This window comes from Filomicrobium insigne (assembly GCF_900104305.1).
Lineage (GTDB): Bacteria > Pseudomonadota > Alphaproteobacteria > Rhizobiales > Hyphomicrobiaceae > Filomicrobium > Filomicrobium insigne.
This window is the reverse complement of sequence record NZ_FNJC01000004.1, coordinates 455,746-474,170: the sequence shown is the minus strand read 5'-3', so window position 1 is coordinate 474,170 and position 18,425 is coordinate 455,746. Positions and strand designations below refer to the sequence as shown.

Annotated in this window: 11 protein-coding genes; 6 read left to right on the top strand and 5 right to left on the bottom strand. The window is 57.5% G+C overall.

Annotation, left to right across the window (positions count from 1 at the left end; translation table 11 throughout):
* Positions 1-20: 20 nt before the first annotated feature.
* The 3 genes from alaS to BLS30_RS15840 form a co-directional block, all read right to left on the bottom strand.
* Positions 21-2,711, bottom strand: coding sequence for an alanine--tRNA ligase (alaS, locus tag BLS30_RS15850; protein WP_090230217.1), 2,691 nt, complete (start codon positions 2,709-2,711; stop codon positions 21-23).
* A 563-nt stretch (positions 2,712-3,274) separates the two neighbouring features.
* Entirely contained in the window at positions 3,275-4,432 is a 1,158-nt protein-coding gene (gene recA, locus BLS30_RS15845) for a recombinase RecA (protein WP_046478512.1), read from the bottom strand.
* Positions 4,433-5,033: 601 nt separating this feature from the next.
* On the bottom strand, positions 5,034-7,637 hold the full coding sequence (locus tag BLS30_RS15840; protein ID WP_170832496.1) for an ATP-binding protein: 2,604 nt from the start codon (positions 7,635-7,637) through the stop codon (positions 5,034-5,036).
* Positions 7,638-8,027: 390 nt separating this feature from the next.
* Between BLS30_RS15840 and BLS30_RS15835 the strand changes: the two genes are divergently transcribed.
* Together BLS30_RS15835 and BLS30_RS15830 are read left to right on the top strand one after the other, a co-directional pair.
* Complete coding sequence (locus tag BLS30_RS15835; RefSeq protein WP_090230212.1) at positions 8,028-8,378, top strand: flagellar biosynthetic protein FliO; 351 nt, start codon at positions 8,028-8,030, stop codon at positions 8,376-8,378.
* Between the two features lie 185 nt (positions 8,379-8,563).
* Entirely contained in the window at positions 8,564-11,347 is a 2,784-nt protein-coding gene (locus tag BLS30_RS15830; protein WP_090230210.1) for a DUF3772 domain-containing protein, read from the top strand.
* A gap of 25 nt (positions 11,348-11,372) precedes the next feature.
* Here the strand turns inward: BLS30_RS15830 and BLS30_RS15825 are convergent, their stop codons facing one another.
* Positions 11,373-11,672, bottom strand: coding sequence for a hypothetical protein (locus BLS30_RS15825; RefSeq protein WP_090230207.1), 300 nt, complete (start codon positions 11,670-11,672; stop codon positions 11,373-11,375).
* 456 nt (positions 11,673-12,128) lie between these two features.
* Here BLS30_RS15825 and BLS30_RS15820 point away from each other — a divergent pair, with 456 nt between their 5' ends.
* Together BLS30_RS15820 and hspQ are read left to right on the top strand one after the other, a co-directional pair.
* Positions 12,129-13,181, top strand: a complete 1,053-nt coding sequence (locus BLS30_RS15820) for an HpcH/HpaI aldolase/citrate lyase family protein (RefSeq protein WP_046478508.1) — start codon at positions 12,129-12,131, stop codon at positions 13,179-13,181.
* A gap of 134 nt (positions 13,182-13,315) precedes the next feature.
* A complete protein-coding gene (hspQ, locus tag BLS30_RS15815) occupies positions 13,316-13,657 on the top strand; it encodes a heat shock protein HspQ (RefSeq protein WP_046480393.1) in 342 nt (113 codons plus the stop codon).
* 206 nt (positions 13,658-13,863) lie between these two features.
* Here the strand turns inward: hspQ and BLS30_RS15810 are convergent, their stop codons facing one another.
* On the bottom strand, positions 13,864-14,646 hold the full coding sequence (locus BLS30_RS15810) for an invasion associated locus B family protein (protein ID WP_046478507.1): 783 nt from the start codon (positions 14,644-14,646) through the stop codon (positions 13,864-13,866).
* A gap of 364 nt (positions 14,647-15,010) precedes the next feature.
* Here BLS30_RS15810 and BLS30_RS15805 point away from each other — a divergent pair, with 364 nt between their 5' ends.
* Positions 15,011-16,834 (top strand): extracellular solute-binding protein, encoded by a 1,824-nt coding sequence (locus BLS30_RS15805; RefSeq protein WP_046478506.1) that lies wholly within the window; start codon positions 15,011-15,013, stop codon positions 16,832-16,834.
* Positions 16,812-18,413: a class I adenylate-forming enzyme family protein gene (locus tag BLS30_RS15800; protein ID WP_244512481.1), complete on the top strand. Its 1,602-nt coding sequence runs from the start codon at positions 16,812-16,814 to the stop codon at positions 18,411-18,413. The genes BLS30_RS15805 and BLS30_RS15800 overlap by 23 nt, the downstream gene beginning before the upstream one ends.
* The last annotated feature ends 12 nt before the right edge of the window (positions 18,414-18,425 follow it).

The window sequence follows — 18,425 nt, the reverse complement described above, 5'->3', positions numbered from 1 at the left end:
TTCCCGTGAACTGATTGTCGTTAGCCCGCGAGGCGGGTTTCGATAGCCTTGATCGCATCGGCTGCTTTGCTGCCATCCGGACCGCCCGCCTGAGCCATGTCAGGTCGGCCGCCGCCACCTTTGCCACCGAGGGCTTCAGCACCGACACGCACCAGATCAACAGCGCTGTAGGTATCCGTCAGGTCTCCGGTCACACCAACGGCGATGCCAGCCTTACCATCTTCGGTAACACCAACCACGGCAACCACGCCAGACCCCACTTGCTTCTTACCGTCGTCGATAAGTCCGCGCAGATCCTTCGGGTTTAACCCTTCAACCGTACGCGCCAGAAGCTTGACGTCCCCCACGGTGCGAACCGCAGATCCGGAACCCGTGTCGGAAGCCCCTGAGCCGCCGAGCGCAGCCTGGCGCTTCGCATCGCTCAGTTGCCGTTCAAGCTGTTTCTTCTCCTCAAGCAGTGCACGAACGCGATCGAGAACTTCCTCCGGCCGCGTCCTAAGCATGGCCGCAGCCTCACGAAGCCGTTCGTCCTGCGACGCAAGATATGCGCGCGCGCCGTCCGAGGTCAGCGCTTCGATACGACGAACGCCGGCGGCACTCGCGGATTCACCGACGACCTTGATGAGACCGATGTCGCCGGTGCGCTTGGCATGCGTACCGCCGCACAATTCGACGGACCAAGCTTTGTTGGCCTTCTTGCCCACGGATTCGGACGCATCCCCAGGTGTATAGCCCATGGAAACGACACGAACTTCATCTCCATACTTTTCGCCGAACAGCGCCATCGCCCCCGACTCCATCGCGTCGTCGAGTGCCATCAGGCGCGTTTCAACAGGAACGTTCTGAACGACAATCTCATTGGCCCGACGCTCGACTTCGCGAATTTCATCAGCCGTCATCGGCTTGGGATGTGAGAAGTCAAACCGCAGACGCTCTGGCGCAACCAACGAGCCCTTCTGAGCAACGTGCGTTCCAAGCACCTGGCGCAAAGCCTCATGCAGAAGGTGCGTTGCAGAGTGGTTGGCGCGCGTCGCTGTCCGCCGCGCATGATCAACTTCGAGACTGACGGGTTCGCCGGTTTTGAAGGCCCCGCTCTCAACCGTGCCGAAGTGAACAAAAAGATCAGACAACCTTTTCTGCGTATCTGTAACGCGGAACACGGCGCCCTTCGGTCCGCGGATAACACCCGTGTCACCCACTTGTCCGCCGGACTCTCCGTAAAAAGGCGTTTGATTCAGGATGATCTGAGCTTCGTCACCCGCCTTGAGGGTCTTCACGGGCTTGCCGTCTTTGATGAGCGAGAGGATCTCACCCTCGGCCGCCTCCGTGTCATAACCGAGGAACTCGGTGGCGCCGACCTTATCCCGCACTTCGAACCAGACGGTTTCCGTCGCCGCTTCCCCCGATCCTTTCCAAGCTTTGCGCGCCTCAGCCTTCTGCTGCTCCATAGCCGCGTTGAAAGCAGCATGATCGACAGCGATGCCGCGCGTCCGCAATGCATCCTCGGTTAGGTCGAGTGGAAAACCGTACGTATCGTAGAGCTTGAAGGCGACATCCCCAGAGAAGACGTCTCCCTTGCCAAGGTCGCTCGAAGCTTCGCTCAATAGGCCGAGCCCTTTGATCAGAGTCGTGCGGAATTTCGTTTCTTCAAGTTTGAGCGTCTCGGTAATGAGTGCGTTAGCCCGGCTAAGTTCGGGGTACGCTTCCGCCATCTGCCGCATCAACGCCGGAACGAGCCGATGCATCAACGGCTCCGTCGCGCCAAGAAGATGAGCGTGACGCATCGCCCGTCGCATAATGCGGCGCAGGACGTAGCCACGACCATCGTTCGCAGGCAGAACGCCATCCGCAATGAGGAACGAAACCGCGCGCAAGTGATCTGCGATGACCCTGTGGCTCGCTTTGTGCTCACCCGTCGCTTCTACATTCGTCAGGTCGACCGAAGCCGCGATCAAAGCGCGAAACAGGTCTGTTTCATAGTTATCGTGAGTCCCCTGAAGAACCGCCGCGATACGCTCAAGCCCCATGCCAGTGTCAATGGACGGGCGTGGCAGGTCGACGCGCTCTCCGGGCGTGACCTGCTCGTACTGCATGAACACGAGATTCCAAATTTCGATGAAACGGTCACCGTCTTCGTCCGGCGAGCCGGGAGGTCCGCCAGGGATATGCTCCCCGTGATCGAAGAAAATCTCCGAACACGGCCCGCAGGGGCCCGTGTCCCCCATCTGCCAGAAATTGTCGGATGTTCCGATGCGGATAATCCGCTCATCAGGAAAGCCCGTGAGCTTCTTCCAGATATCGAACGCCTGATCGTCCTCTTTATAGACCGTGATCAGGAGACGCTTGGGATCGAGTCCAAACTCCTTGGTGATCAGGTTCCAGGCCAATTCGATGGCGACATCCTTGAAGTAATCACCAAATGAAAAGTTGCCGAGCATCTCAAAGAACGTGTGATGGCGCGCCGTATAGCCCACGTTGTCGAGATCGTTGTGCTTACCGCCCGCGCGCACACATTTTTGCGACGTGACAGCACGCACGTAGTCCCGTGTCTCATGACCGGTGAATACGTTCTTGAACTGCACCATCCCGGCGTTGGTGAACATCAACGTCGGATCATTCCGCGGGACAAGCGGCGACGACGGCACTATCGCATGGCCGTTCTTCCCGAAATATTCGAGAAATGCGCTTCGGATCTCATTAACGCCGGTCATTCATCGCCTCGTGCTAGCGGTCGTAGAAAAAACGTGGGTCTGCCCCGCGTGCTATTCCATCCTGTCAGAGAGTGCCAACTCCAAGCCCTAGAGCCTGACGCCTCACGGGATTCGCGCGAAACGCTCAGGCTGTAGACTATTTCTCATTTCCAGCGAAGCGTATTCCGCCTGATCCCCGGCGCTTGAAGTTGTGCAAGCTGCCACCCGCCACGTCCGTCAGGTTACCCGGAAAAACGCCGGAAGAAGCAATGACGGCGAAAAACGGACGCGCAGGCTCCAGAAAAGTCGTCTTATCGATGTAGCGTCGCCTTCTCCGCCATCAAGATGGAACTGGAAGGCAACCGCTGCCTGACGCTTGCCCACCCCGCACCACGGGACAGCCAAAACGGCAGTTCGTCGCCGTTTTATCGGCGCACGCGCGCCCTGTCCAGGCAAGGGCTCCGGGACACCGAAGCCCTCTAAGCCAGTCGCTCAAGGCTAAAGAACGCGAAAGGCGGAGGGTCCGCTTCAGAACCACCCCGCCAACATCGCGAAATTTCGACTTAGATCAGATCTGTGTTCAATCAGCGCCGGGCACGCGATTTACGGCCACCGGCCTGATCGTCAGTGGTTTCATCCTCGCCAACAACCGCCGGCACCTCCGCCGGTTCACTGTCCTCATCTTCAGCGACGGTAGGATCAACCAGCAAATGATCCGCGACGAGGCCCGCGTTCTCGCGGATAGCCTTTTCGATCGTAGCGGCGATTTTCGGATTTTCCTTGAGGAACGTTTTCGTATTCTCGCGCCCCTGCCCTATGCGCTGGTCACCATAAGAATACCAAGCCCCCGACTTTTCGATAATGCCGGCTTTAACGCCCAGATCAACCAACTCTCCGACCCTGGAGACACCTTCACCATACATGATGTCGAATTCGACCTGCTTGAATGGTGGCGCGACCTTGTTCTTCACGACCTTAACGCGGGTCTGATTGCCAACAACGTCGTCACGCTCTTTGATCTGGCCAATGCGACGGATGTCGAGACGAACCGAAGCGTAAAACTTGAGCGCGTTGCCACCGGTGGTCGTTTCCGGGTTTCCGAACATGACGCCGATCTTCATCCGGATCTGGTTGATGAAGATGACCATGCAGCGTGATTTGGAGATGGAAGCCGTAAGCTTGCGCAGAGCCTGGCTCATCAGACGGGCTTGAAGGCCAGGCAGACTATCACCCATTTCGCCTTCAAGTTCCGCCCTTGGCGTCAGTGCGGCCACCGAGTCAATGACCAATACATCCACGGCACCCGAACGAACGAGCGTATCTGCAATTTCCAGCGCCTGTTCACCAGCATCTGGCTGAGAAATCAGCAAATCTTCTACTTTGACGCCCAGCCGCTTCGCGTAAACCGGATCAAGCGCGTGTTCGGCATCAACGAAGGCACAAATGCCGCCCTTTTTCTGAGCCTCAGCCACAACGTGCAGAGCAAGCGTGGTTTTTCCGGAGGATTCAGGACCATAAATCTCTATAATTCGGCCACGCGGCAAACCGCCAATACCAAGGGCGATGTCCAACCCGATCGAGCCAGTCGGCACCGCTTCAACGTCGATCGACTTATCGTTGGCCCCGAGCCGCATGATCGAGCCCTTGCCAAAGTTCTTATCGATCTGTTCGAGCGCGGCCTGCAGCGCCTTTTGCTTATCCATAGCTCCCCCTTCGAGGACACGAAGTTCCGGCTTGCTCATAACGCGATTCCCGATGTTGCCGTGAGTTGCAGATCATGTCCGCGAGTCACAACGTACACTTTTTGTTCACTGAGAACAAGGAGGGAACATAGCGCATTTGTCAGAGCTCAGTGCGCGCACTCCGTAAGAGAAAGCGTCACCACTGATGCAGTCATAGCAAATCAGCCGGTCCAGTTAAATCGCGGGCTCCTAAAACCCGTGTGAAGACAGTGGACACACGCAATGCGTTGCAACGAAACATGATCGCCGAAGCAACAAATGAAAACGCGCGGCAAGCATAACGCTTTGCCGCGCGTTCCATAACGGAAGCTGTCAGCCGATCTACCAGAGAGATGCGAGGAGAACAGCAGCCCCGACACCGGAAAGCGTTCCGACGCCAATGATGCCGAGAAGACTTACGAACGGAAGGACGACGTCAACAACCATGATACGCACTCGCCTTATGCCCCAATGAGAAAAGTTTTCCCCAGGGCTTATGGCAATCAGATGGCAAATTGTCTCACTGGCGGCAAAATTCGTGCAGGTTCGGGGCACATCAGTGGCGTGTGTTGCAGGAATACCCCATCAGTCAGCCACAAAATCTCAACAAATCACACCCGCCTTATGTTTCGAGCTGCTCTTTCACCTTTGCCGCGAGTTGAGGCAACGAGAACGGTTTGGGCAGGAAGGCAAACGTTTCTTCACCCAGGGCCTGCTGGAAAGCCTCGTTCGGATAGCCCGACACAAAGATGATCTTGAGGTCGGGATTCGTTTTGCGCATTTCCTTCAGCATCGTCGGCCCATCCATCGCAGGCATCACGACATCGGAAACCACGATATCGATATTGCCGTTCTGTTCGGCCATGACATCGAGGGCCTCCAGGCCATCGGAAGCTTCGAGAACCTCGTAGCCTTGGCGGGTCAAAGCCCGGACGGCGAACGAGCGTACGACATCTTCGTCTTCGACCAGCAGCACACGCCCAGCGCCCGTGAGATCAGCCTTCTGCACGCGGTTCTTGGCTTCGACTCGTTCGGTAATCGCCGCTTCGTCCTTCTCATCGAGATGGTAACGCGGCAGGTATATGCGGAACGTCGTCCCGTCACCCAGCGAGCTCTCCGCATAGATGTGACCGCCGGTTTGCTTGACGATGCCGTAGACTGTTGCCAGCCCCAAGCCCGTGCCTTTGCCGACCTCCTTCGTCGTGAAAAACGGCTCAAAAATCTTGCCAATTACGTCAGGCGGAATACCGGTCCCCGTATCGCTGACCTCGATCTCCACGTATTCGCCAGGGAGCATACCCCGCTGCTGCAAGCGACGGGACTCACGTTCGGTCAGATTACGCGTGCGGATTGTGAGACGCCCACCGTCCGGCATCGCATCGCGCGCATTGACCGCGAGGTTGATGACGGCCTGCTCGAGTTGAAGTTTGTCGGTCTTGACGTACCAAAGGTCACGGCCCGACGAGAGCTTCAATTCGATCTTTTCGCCAACGGAGCGTTTCAGCAGCGAAGCCAGATCGGTCATGACCTCACCCAACTGCAACGGCTCAACCATAAGTGTCTGCTGACGCGCTAACGCAAGCAGTTTGCCTACAAGCCCCGCGGCTCGGTTCGCCGACGACTTAATGTTCATGATGTCGGCATGCGCCGGATCGGTCGGACGATGCGTCTGCAGAAGAAAGTCGGAAAAGCCGATGATTGCCGTCAGCATGTTGTTGAAGTCGTGGGCAACAAAGCCCGCGAGCTTGCCAACAGCGTCCATCTTCTGGCTTTGCGCAAATTTAGCCTCAAGAGCTTTTTGCTCAGTAACATCAATCGCATACAGGATTGCAGCTTCCGAAGAGCTTCCCGTATGCGTCAACGGGCTCATGTAGACGCGCCGCGTAAATTCAGACTTGGCCCCGACGACGATATCCACGGGCGGTATGTTGCCGCGCCCCGACAACACCTTCTCTAGCCCGTCGCCAATCGCCTTGCTCGTATCATCATCGCCGGTACGAGCGAGAACATCGAGAGCCGCCTCGCCTATGCCGCTCGTTCCATCCACGATCATGCGAGAGAACGCAGCGTTGGTGCTCGAAATCTTTCCATCCCGCCCAATCGTGGCAATACCAATCGGGGCGGATCGGAAAAAGCGGGCAAACCGGACGCCGGCAACCTCAGTTGTGGCGTCGTCGATTTCCTCCTCGCGCCGGTCCATGACGGCAATCACCATGCCACCACCAACCGGTTGCGAAAATTCGTCTGGATCGTCCGCCAACGCGCTCAAGGCATCGTTCGCCGTTTGGCAGACAATACGCACAGGCAAGAGGCGTCCGTCTTCGCAAACGAGATCCAGATCCGTGCTGACAATCTCGTCAGGCCGGCGCCGCCTGCGCATGTCGAGGAGAAGTTCGGAACCGTCGGCCGCAAGCAGATCCGCTAACTTGCTGACGCGCGTCGAGGCCCCCAGCTTGTCGGAAACGCCGAGCCATCTCGCCAGCGTGCCGTTCATATGAACGATCGCACCGTCGTCATCAGCTGCAAGCAATCCGATTGGCATCGTCTCGTAGCGCTCAAGCTGAAGCTCGTAACCGGCGACGGCTGCAGCCTGCTTCTGACGCTCCGAAGTAATGTCGCTGATTTTCCAGAGGACGAGCGGCCGCTTGTCTTTGGAAGCCCCACCTGATTGGAAAGGCGAGACGCTGATCCGAACCCACGTAATCAGTTCGCGCGGACCCAGCGCATCGTTCGCAAGCGTCACCTTGACGTCTTCACTGCGTGCCAAGCCTGATTGCGCCGCGCGGGTCAGTCTGAAAATGGCTTCAGAAGCTGCCGAACTGCCGCCAAGGCCAAGCTCTAACGCTGCAATATTCCCTGCTGCCGAACGGTCGAGAATGCGATCAAAACGCTTATTCGCCCACACCCGTGCCCCATCGTTACGCGTGAGCTGCAATGCCTCGTTGAAATCGTCCGCCAGCATCCCAGCGACGTCATGTCGGGACTGAACCGTGCCAAAGTGGATATGCCCCACCATCCATCCGAAGATGAAAAATGCGCCCGCCATAGCAAGCAGCGAAAGCACGATCAGCAGAATGGGCTGTGCCGTCCCGGAGGCAATAAGTGCGATCAGAGCTGCACCAGCCCCCACCACAACAGCAATCAATCCGGCGTGCGCGCGCACGTCCGCAAGGACAGCAGGCCCGTCACCGAACACATGTTGTCGCTGTGTTCCAATTCCGCTCATAGGCGGGCAAGCTATACGATTCTGTTGCGGGCGGCTCTCAGAAGCCTGCGTACGCTTGTACATATACTCGATACACTCTCAGCCGACAGTATTCGGTTCTCGCAGAATGGGGCAATGACGACTACGCCACGGCCACATTTGTAGGGGAAAACCCCACGCTAACACCCTTGCGACACCGCTAACTGTTCGATCATCAGAGTTAAAATGACATGAATTGCAAGCTATAGACGGGACAATAGACGCAATCCGCCAGCGAGATTTCAGAAGCTATTGCACGCATTCGGCTGGCACATCGCAAAACCGTCGAGGTCGATAGACGGCTCACCCCGCAAGGGGCAACCTTGAAGCATCAGCCAAAAAAGGGCGCGGCACCGTCCGCGCGGGAAATGAATGTTGGACATTCTCTATTATCTCGCGATCTTCGCCTTCGTTGCCGCATCCATCGTCGTTGGTGGCTTGCTTTGGCGCAGCTACGCCGAAGGTGTCAGCCCGACAGCGGGCTTATTTCGCGCCCGCCAGGAGCCCCGTCTCGACGTCGTGGCGCAAACGAACCTTGATGGTCGGCGGCGATTGGTACTCATCAGACGTGACGATACCGAACACCTGATCATGACCGGTGGTCCAGTGGATGTCGTGATTGAAACGGGCATCAAAGATGGCAAGCCAGTCGTAAGCAGCGGCGTGGTCGTCGAGCCCACGTTTTCGCGTCCCGCACGCACCGCCGGCAAGACGGAAGCTTGAAAGGTTGGGGAGGGTGCGGCGCACTGAGGGGTTGCGATCATGAGCGCGCACTGGCAATCCTGTGCGGCATTTGACGCATCCAACTAAGAGCTCTTCATCGGCTTTTATGCCGTCTTTACGGCCATCTACAGTCAGAGTAGCTGCGCGGCCGACGAATAAACGCCGCCGCCTGAACAAGGATTGTCATGTTTGCGGATATCAGGCGGCTCGGCCTTTATGTGATCCTAGCACTTGTTGGCATGGGCGCGCTGCCTTTGGCCGCGCAGACGCCGACTGCACCACCGGCAACACCACCATCCGCAACGGGCGAGCCTGCTCCGGCCGGGGCACCCCCCGCCCGCCGTACGCAGTGGCCGTCTGAAAAGTTTGCGCAGCAGCCTGACGAAGCAAAAAAGGCCGAAGGCAAGGCGGAAAAATCCGCAACATCCGCCCAAACGAAAACCGAACCCAGCACCAATACCCCGACCGCAGACGGCACCCCAGCGGCAGCTCCGGCGCCAACCAATGGCAACGGTCAGGCTACCAACGGGGACGCACGGCCCGCAGCATCGTCCGAGAAGTCGTCGGAAAGCGAGGCCCCGGCGAATACGGTCGCACCGACACCGACTGAGCTGCCCGCTGATATCACAAACGGCTTGAACCAAGCCCAGGGCCTTGAAAGCCGCATAGAAGCGCTGGAAAAAAGCGTAGAGCGCGTCAAAGGCCGCGATAAAGAGCTCATCGACCAACTCCCTGTGATCGAAGCCGTAATCGCGGACTCGCAACGTCTGGCCCGTGAACTCCGCCCCAAGCTCGACGATGTTCGATCCCAAATCAGCCGACTTGGTCCGGCGCCTGACGGCAAAGACATACCGCCAGAATCTGCCACGATCGCCGCGCAACGCAGCAGACTGAATGCCATAGCCGCAGCGATCGATGGCGCAATAAAAACAGCCGGCCTCGTTGAAGTTCGCGCACGACAGCTTTCCGGCCGTGTCCAAGAACTGAGACAAGATATCTTCACGCGCGACCTGTTGCGACGCTCACGGTCGCCACTGGCCCCAGCCTTCTGGGAGGAAATCTGGCGCGCTGTCCCGAGTGCCAAACTTCAAGTACAGGCAATTACCGCTGGCTGGTGGTCCAATGTTTTAATCCAGCTCCCGGCAACGATTGCTGTCATTCTGGGTAGCTTCGCATTCTACGCTGTATTGAAGCTTTTAATGTTGCGTCTGTTGCGCGGCCTTTCAGCATCGCAGATCGCAGATCCAGGTTTTTATTTGAAAGTGTCGATGGCCGGGGCTCAAGCCCCTTTACGGGCCATCCCAGCCATAGCTGGTGCAAGTGCGCTGTATTTCGGGCTCGATTTTCTGGGGTTGCTCTACCTCCAGGTCGGCTACCTAGCCGCGACGATCCTCGAAGGCGTTATCATTTACAAAGTCAGCACCGCCCTCGCGAGGGCGTACTTGCGACCCAACCAGCCTGCATGGCGTGTCCTGGAATTCGACAATCAGACGGCGCGGCGCCTTGCACGACTGATAAAGTTGATCGCCGCTGTCTACGTGATTGATCTCGCCTTACGAGAACTCATCAGGCTTCTTTATCTACCGCTGCCCTTCAGCATCGTAACGACCCTGACCGCCAGCCTCTTACTGGCCGTTCTGTTCGCCTTGGTCTCCCGAATGCGTTTCCCACTATCGGTCGATAACGATAGCTCGCTAGCGAGACTGAGAGCAGAGCTCATTCGATTGCCCCTATTGCTAGCGGCCGTAGTGATCGTCGTCGCTCTTGTCGGGGGCTACATCGCCTTGGCGCGCTACGTCGGCAATCAGGTGTTGATGACCGGTTCTGCGATCATCCTTCTGTTGCTCTTCTACCTCGCCAATCGAGCAATAGCAGCGGAACCAGATCAAAATCCGGGAGCTCAAGCCGCGGCCGCAGATCCTCATGGTCTTTCGATCGACCTGCGGCGACGGATGGCAGGCATCACGGCTGTCGTACTGGACAGCATCCTCGTGGTCGTCGGCATCCCGGTTCTGCTGCTATCCTTCGGCTTTTCCACCGCAGACATCGGCAGCCTCGCAAACCGTGCTCTGTTCGGTTTCGAAATCGGCGGCGTCCAGATTTCACTTGCCCGCATCGCAATCGCTCTGGGCATCTTCGCTGTCCTTTTAACGCTGACACGCGTTCTACAGCGCTGGCTCTCCGAAACGGTTTTGCACCCCAGGCGCACGGATCAGGGATTGAGCAACTCGATCTCAACCGGCGTCAACTATCTCGGAATAGGCGTCGCATCGCTGGCCGCGATCTCCTACGCGGGCCTCGATATCACCAACATCGCGCTGGTCGCCGGTGCATTGTCCGTTGGTATCGGTTTCGGCCTACAATCAATCGTCAATAACTTCGTCTCGGGCTTGATCTTGTTGGTCGAGCGCCCGATTAAGGTCGGCGACTGGATCGATGTCGCGGGCCAGGGCGGGTACGTTCGTCGCATTTCAGTCCGTGCGACCGAGATCGAGACATTCGATCGAGCGAGCGTCATTCTCCCAAACTCGGAACTGATTACTGGTACCGTAATCAACTACACACATCGCAACGCGATGGGGCGCCTGACGATACCTGTTCGTGTGAATTACGGAGCGGACCCTGAGCACGTCATCTCCGTCCTCATGGACATTGCGGAAAACTCATCGCTTGTAGCAAAACACCCAGCGCCGTTTGTCGCCTTTGAAAATTTTGGCGACAACGCATTAGAGTTCTCTCTCAGGGTCTATATCATCGATGTCGGCAAAACCTTGGGGACGAAGACAGAACTCCGCACCCAGATCGTCAAACGTTTTGCTGAGGAAGGAATTGGCTTCCCGTTCCCGCAACGCGACATTCATCTACGCGACCTGGACGGACTGAAGATCGTACTGGCCAAGCTCCTACAGAACCGTGCATCCGCGCAGCAGGTGAAGTCAGACAGCGAAGACGAGGCCCCACAAACCTGACACAGCAACGCCGTCTCTGTGATGATTATTGCGTCGCGGTTTGTGCGGAGGCCAGATCGATAGTACCCCGCATGGCTGCAATCGCGCGGCCATAAGCCGTAGCGCTCTTATCCGGTCTGGAAACGACAGGTTGAGAAACCTGCTGCGCTACAATCCTATTGTTCACATCCGCCACGATCCGCTTCTGATCGGGGTTACCCGCCGCCAGAACGAGCGTAACCGCCATGACCACGCCCGCAGACATCAAAACCAGACGTACTCTGTGCGGCAACCGGCTCGGCGTAAGCCGATCTGCAAGTTGGCGCGAAGCGGTATCATCCAGCATGTCGTGCAGCCTTTCGGTCCGTTGGCGGCGTCCACGTGGTTAACTATGGCGTTGCACTAGTTAACAATGCGTTTTGAGCTGCACCATTTTGGAACCGGGGCTCGCGGAGATTGCCGCGGGCAAGCGCAAGATCACAGCTTGCGCAAGCAAAAACACACAACTGAAAATCCGACGTAGGAATGGAACCGTACGCACTACTAGGCGTTTACGGCTGGCGGCACCGGCGCAAGACCGTCAGTCGGGCGCGCTGGTACAAGCGGGGCCGTGGCGTCTCGCGGTGGCTCCCCCGCCGCGAGACGACCTTTTTCAGTCTCCCCAAGCTCACCAAAACGCTTAGCCCTTAAAAAAGTTGCAGCAGCCTCAAACACAGCGCTCTGCCGCCGCGTTGACTTGGCACCAACCCCCTCTACAGTGCAGCGCAACAATCGTTATAAAATGAAATAGGAAAGCCCACCGATGACTGTTACGCGCACGCCCGCCAAACACTTCCAGCCTCTCGCCATCGGTGCGCCGGAACCCTTCCGTACTCTGCCAGTCCGGTTAGAGCGGATGATTCACTTCGTCCCCCCGCACAACGAAAAGATCCGCGCCAAGCTCGGCGACATGATCAAGAAGGTCGACGTCATCCTCGGGAACCTGGAAGACGCCATTCCAGCCACCGAGAAGGAAGCCGCCCGCGCCGGCTTCATCTCCATGGCGCAGGAACACGATTTCGGCTCCACTGGCCTCTGGACACGTATCAACTGCCTGAATTCACCGTGGGCACTCGACGACATCACCGCGATCGTCGCGAGCGCGGGCAATAAACTCGATGTCATCATGTTGCCGAAGGTCGAAGGACCGTGGGACATCCACTATCTCGATCAGCTGCTGGCACAGCTTGAAGCTCGGCATAACATCACGAAACCCATTCTCATTCACGCCATCCTCGAAACCGCCGAAGGTGTAAATAACATCGAGGCTATTGCTGCAGCGTCCCCACGCATGCATGGCATGAGCTTAGGCCCTGCCGACCTCGCAGCCTCACGCGGCATGAAGACGACCCGTGTCGGCGGTGGGCATCCTGATTACGCCGTGCTAGCCGACGCCGGGGAAGCCGGGGCACCGCGCATCGCTTATCAGCAAGATCTCTGGCACTACACCGTCGGCAAAATGGTCGACGCGTGCATGGCCTATGGTATCAAGCCATTCTACGGACCCTTTGGTGACTTCTCTGATCCGGCAGCGTGCGAGAGCCAGTTCATGAACGCGTTCTTGCAGGGTTGCCTGGGCGCTTGGTCTCTTCACCCTAGCCAGGTCGACATCGCCAAAAAGGTGTTCAGTCCCGATCCTGCCGAAGTTGACTTTGCAAAGCGCATCCTCGAAGCCATGCCGGACGGGACAGGCGCGGTTATGATTGACGGCAAGATGCAAGACGACGCGACGTGGAAGCAGGCAAAGGTCATTGTCGACTTGGCGCGAATTGTCGCATCCAAGGATCCAGAGCTGGCAAGCGCCTACGGCCTTTGAGCCAAGGCAGGTGTGGCGGCCATACCTTGGCCGCCCATCTTTCACCTATCGAACGTGTTGACAGGACTGATGCAGTCTCGTGGAATACCAGAATGGGTTCCAAAAAACGAAACAATGAAGTTCTGAAAGCAGTCATGGGCACGGCCGATAAAATTAAAAGCGCCAAATACAATGTCGGAGAGGTGGTAAGGCACCGCCACTACGGCTTTAGGGGCGTTGTGTTTGATATCGATCCGACCTTCGACAACACGGAAGAGTGGCTTCTCGCGATCCCAGAGGAAATCCGCCCTGATCGCGAACAACCATTCTATCATTTGCTCGCTGAAAATGCTGACAGCGAATACATCGCCTATGTCTCGGAACAGAATCTGGTGATCGACCAGACTGGAACACCGCTGCGTCACCCGCAGATCGAAGAGCTGTTCCATCAGGACGAGGAAGGCCAGTTCCAGCCCCTGTTTTTGCAGGCACACTGACCCGCACACGCAGCGTCAAAAATTCATTTGTGGGCGGGTGAGCCGAGCCGCCCGCAGAAGGCGCATGGCAGCGGCTAAAACTATCTCCACCCTCCATCCAAGCAAAAAAACAGCGCCGCCGAAAATAACGGCAGCGCTGCGACTGGTCCTGAACCGGGGAACCTCAAGTCGACGCGGGAAAAAACCGCACCGACCATGAAAATTGATTACTTCTTCTTCTCGTCCTTCTTGGCCGCACCAGCCTTGTCCTTCTGAGCGTCCTGGAACGCCTTCATGGCAGCCTTCTGGCGCTCACGAATTTGCGCCATCAACTGGCTTCGTGCCTTTGCGTACTGCTCGTTATCGACGGGCTTACCGTCATGCGCTTCAGCAAAGCCGGACAGCGGAACAGGGAAGCCAATCGGCTGAGCGCCAGCGTTGACCGCGAGGATCATCAGGCCACCGCCCTTCTTCATTTGATTGATGAGTTCCGGCGTTGCCTCGGCTTCAGCCGTGCAGCCTGCAGCATGGCACAGCGAATACTCAAGCTTGATTGGCTTGAGTTCCTTCTCATCAATCTTTTCGTTATTAGCGGCCTTCGTCCACTGCTCTTGACTGTAAACCGCAGCGCGGACACCAGCCGGAAGCGCCATACCGAGCGGGACCATCACCATCAGGCTCTTGTGATCAGCGCCTTCAACATCGCGGATAGCCGCCGAAACCAGAACCATGCCAGTATTGCCATCGAGACGTTCGTGGTGCGTCAGGCAAATCGTCTTATCTTCACGGACGACTTTGCCTTTATCTTTTTTGTCCACACCCGTAACGACAGGGGCTTTCTCACACAATTTCACCCATGCGCTCTGACTGGCGGCCGGAGCTTGGGCCGCCGCCTGCTTTGGAGCCGCGCCCTTCTTCTCCTGCCCATGTGCCGGCATGGCAATTGCCGCTGCCGCCATCAGTGCCGCACCAAGCGCAAACCGCTTGGACTGCCATACCTTAATAGTCATTTGACACATCAACCTTTCGTTGAGAGCTAGTCCCGCCAGCTCAGCCCCTCTTTGGCGCAAACACTGCGCTCTATTTTCTTGGCCACAATCACGCCAGCGCGATCGCACTAAGGCGTGGAATAAGGCGATCGCGTGACGTGACGTATGTTGAATTTGTATTGTTAGACCTCATCAGACACATCGTGGCAAATCCGCAACGCTTAGGCTTTCGAAGTTCACGCCAGAGGCTTGGCCGTCTGCCTCTATTGCACCAACAAGTGTGGTAGAATTCAGCCGAGAACGAGACGGCACGGCTCACCCCGGTTGTCAGCACACCACTCAAAGGATTTGTGAACCCGTGATTTCTACTCAACGCGATGGTGTCATGCGGCTGTGTCTGACCGCGGCCGCCTTGCTCAGTTTTGCCGTTTTGCCGTCTCCAGCGTCAGCTGTCAAAACACACGCCATCGCCATGCACGGTACACCTAAGCATTCGGAAGGCTTCAAGCATTTTGATTATGTCAATCCTGACGCGCCGAAGGGTGGTCGCTTGCGCCTTGGCTCCCAAGGCTCATTCGACAGCCTCAATCCCCTGATCATTAAGGGCGACCCTGGTGCGGGCCTACGCGAATTTCTCTATGAAAGCCTGCTGACACGCGGCCTCGACGAACCTTTCACGCTCTATGCGCAGCTTGCTCAGCACGTCGAACTGGCGCCGGATCGCAGTACGGTCACGTTCCACCTCAACCCCGACGCGCGCTTTTCGGACGGCCACCCGGTAACCGCAGATGATCTCCTATTTTCATGGCGCGTCCTGCGCGATCATGGCCGCCCCAACCATCGCGCGTACTACAAAAAGGTCACGAAAACCGAGCGGCTTTCCGATCTGAGCGTCCGCTTCGATCTTGAGCCCGACGACCGTGAACTGCCACTTATTCTCGGCCTGATGCCGATCCTGCCGAGCCACCTTCTCGATGAGGACACGTTTCAGCGCACGACGTTGACCCCCCCTATAGGCTCAGGCCCCTATAAGATGGCACAGGTCGACCCCGGCCGTTCCATTGTGTACGAGCGCGACCCAGACTGGTGGGGCAAGGATCTTCCGATCAATCGTGGACGCTTCAATTTCGATGAGATCCGTTTTGATTATTATCGTGACGACGCCGCCATGTTCGAAGCATTCAAGTCTGGCAGGATCGATATACGCCCAGAAGAAGACCCCTCGCGCTGGGCGGAAGGCTACGACACCCGCGCGGTGACCAATGGTAACATCATAAAAGGCGAATTCGATATCGGTTTGCCGGCGGGCATGTCTGCTCTCGCCTTCAATACCCGCCGCCCTGTCTTCGCTGACCAGCGCGTAAGGCAAGCGCTGATCTATCTCTTCGATTTCCAGTGGATCAACCGCAACCTCTATCATGGGCTTTATAGCCGTACGCAGAGCTACTTCGAGCGTTCCATGCTCGCCAGCACCGGCCAGCCTGCCGACGCGCTCGAGAAAAAATTACTGGCGCCTTATCTTTCGGAGATAAAGCCGGAACTCATGATGGGAGAATATCAATTCCCCGTATCTGACGGCACAGGACGTAATCGTGAGAATTGGCGCACCGCCCTGAAGCTTCTAAACGACGCCGGCTACAAGCTCGAAGGCGGCAAGCTGCTTTCACAGGAAACCGGTCAACAGCTCAGCTTCGAAATATTAGCCGCAACGGCAGCCCAAGAACGTCTTTTTTTAGGCTTCGCGCGCGACCTTGAACGCCTCGGCATTAAGCCGCGAATTCGCGTAGTGGACAGTGCGCAGTATCAGTCGCGGCTCAAGACATACGACTACGACATGATTCAGACACGCTGGCCTTCCTCACTTTCGCCAGGCAACGAGCAGCTCTTCCGTTGGTCATCGGCGTTGGCCGACCGTGACGGCACCTTCAACTACCCGGGGGTCAAGAGTCCCGCCGTCGATGCCATGATCGCTGCCATGCTGACGGCCGAAGCACCAGAAGACTTCGTGTCCAGCGTGCGCGCTCTTGACCGAGCGCTGTTGTCGGGAGATTACGTAATTCCGCTCTACCATCTGCAAAAGCAATGGGTCGCTTACTGGCACCACCTCGGCCAGCCTCAGCAGACATCATTGTTTGGATATCAGGTCGACACATGGTGGAGCGCCACCATTGAGAAGGCCCAGGCGGTTGAAGCATCCCATAACGAATAAAACGCAAAGCAGTCACCTCGGCTTTTCAGGGCAGCCTCCCCCCAAGGCCTTAAATCTCGCAGCGTATTGTCTTGCTCCGGCCTCCCAGCGCCCCCCCGACAAACCTGCGCTGATCGTCATTGAGGATGTCTCCGCCAAAACACCGGCTGAGGTCTGGACATACGGCGAACTCGATGAAGCGGTGCGCCGCGTAGCCGCCGGACTAAGCGCTCGCGGGTTGCCGCGCGGCAGCCGGATCGTCCTAAGCCTCGGCAATACGAGCGCCTTCCCGCTGGCCTTTTTCGGAGCAATCGCAGCCGGATTCGTACCGATCCCGACGTCAGCGGCCCTCACACCGTCAGAGCTGGCATTTATCGTCGCCGACAGCGAAGCCGAACTTGTCATCTGTGACGATGAGCAGGCAGCCAGCGCTTTGCCATCAAACGTAGCACTGTACGGACGCAGCGAGCTGCATCACCTGATCGACTTTCCAGAAAGCAGCGACTACGTCGCCACACATTCTGATGATCCGGCATATCTGATCTACACATCCGGGACCACAGCCTCCCCCAAGGGGGTGATCCACGCCCACCGCGCCGCGTGGGGGCGCCGCCCCATGTATCAAGGATGGTACGGCATCACGCCTGAAGATCGCGTTCTACACGCTGGGGCATTCAATTGGACCTTCACACTCGGCACCGGACTGACGGACCCGTGGGCTAATGGCGCAACCGCCATCATCTTTACCGGCGAAAAGAACCCTGCCGTCTGGCCAAATCTGATCGAGAAAACCGAGGCCTCAATTTTTGCTGCCGTACCAGGTCTGATCCGTCAGATCCTGAAATACGCAGATGTCGACCCGACACGGATGCCGACTCTCCGCCATGCTCTCATTGCAGGCGAAGCGCCTCCACCGGACCTTTTTGAGGAATGGACAGAGCGCACGGGCCGCCAGCTCTACGAAGCACTCGGCATGAGCGAAATCTCCACGTACATTTCCTCAAGCCCAACCGTTCCCAGAAAGTCTGGAACAGTTGGCCGAGCACAACCGGGTCGCAGCATCGCAATTCTCAGCGAAGAGGCTGGGAACGAACCTCTTGCGCCCGGAGAGCCGGGCCTCATAGCTATCCATCGGACAGATCCAGGCTTGATGCTCGGATATTGGAAGCGGCCGGACGAGGAAGCCGCGGTGATACGCGGCGATTGGTTTGTCGGTGGTGATCTTGGCGTCATGGACAGCGAGGGCTACATCAGCCATCTCGGGCGCGCCGACGATGTCATAAAGGCGCTCGGATACCGGATTGCCCCGCAAGAGGTTGAAGCCGTACTCGTGCAACATCCTCATGTCGCAGAATGCGCATGCGCAGCGCTGGAAGTCAGCTCTGGCGTAACTATTCTCTGCGCGTTCATCGTTGCCCAAAATTCCGGCTCACCTCCTCGGCAGGATGACTTGCTCGCCTTCGCAGCCTCTCGCCTTGCAGCCTACAAATGTCCGCGCGAGATCCGCTTCATCGACAAGCTGCCCCGTACCGCCAATGGGAAGATCAAACGATCTATTCTGAGCAAAGAAGAACCAATGGAAAATTTGGAAACCAGGTAGAAACAAACGAGG

What these genes read in the sequence shown, in the direction of transcription:
- BLS30_RS15835 (WP_090230212.1), top strand. Translation starts at nt 8,028, where the DNA reads ATGTTGGACATTCTCTATTATCTCGCGATCTTCGCCTTCGTTGCCGCA.
- alaS (WP_090230217.1), bottom strand. Translation starts at nt 2,711, where the DNA reads ATGACCGGCGTTAATGAGATCCGAAGCGCATTTCTCGAATATTTCGGG.
- BLS30_RS15830 (WP_090230210.1), top strand. Translation starts at nt 8,564, where the DNA reads ATGTTTGCGGATATCAGGCGGCTCGGCCTTTATGTGATCCTAGCACTT.
- BLS30_RS15810 (WP_046478507.1), bottom strand. Translation starts at nt 14,646, where the DNA reads ATGACTATTAAGGTATGGCAGTCCAAGCGGTTTGCGCTTGGTGCGGCA.
- BLS30_RS15805 (WP_046478506.1), top strand. Translation starts at nt 15,011, where the DNA reads ATGCGGCTGTGTCTGACCGCGGCCGCCTTGCTCAGTTTTGCCGTTTTG.
- BLS30_RS15825 (WP_090230207.1), bottom strand. Translation starts at nt 11,672, where the DNA reads ATGCTGGATGATACCGCTTCGCGCCAACTTGCAGATCGGCTTACGCCG.
- recA (WP_046478512.1), bottom strand. Translation starts at nt 4,432, where the DNA reads ATGAGCAAGCCGGAACTTCGTGTCCTCGAAGGGGGAGCTATGGATAAG.
- hspQ (WP_046480393.1), top strand. Translation starts at nt 13,316, where the DNA reads ATGGGCACGGCCGATAAAATTAAAAGCGCCAAATACAATGTCGGAGAG.
- BLS30_RS15820 (WP_046478508.1), top strand. Translation starts at nt 12,129, where the DNA reads ATGACTGTTACGCGCACGCCCGCCAAACACTTCCAGCCTCTCGCCATC.
- BLS30_RS15840 (WP_170832496.1), bottom strand. Translation starts at nt 7,637, where the DNA reads ATGAGCGGAATTGGAACACAGCGACAACATGTGTTCGGTGACGGGCCT.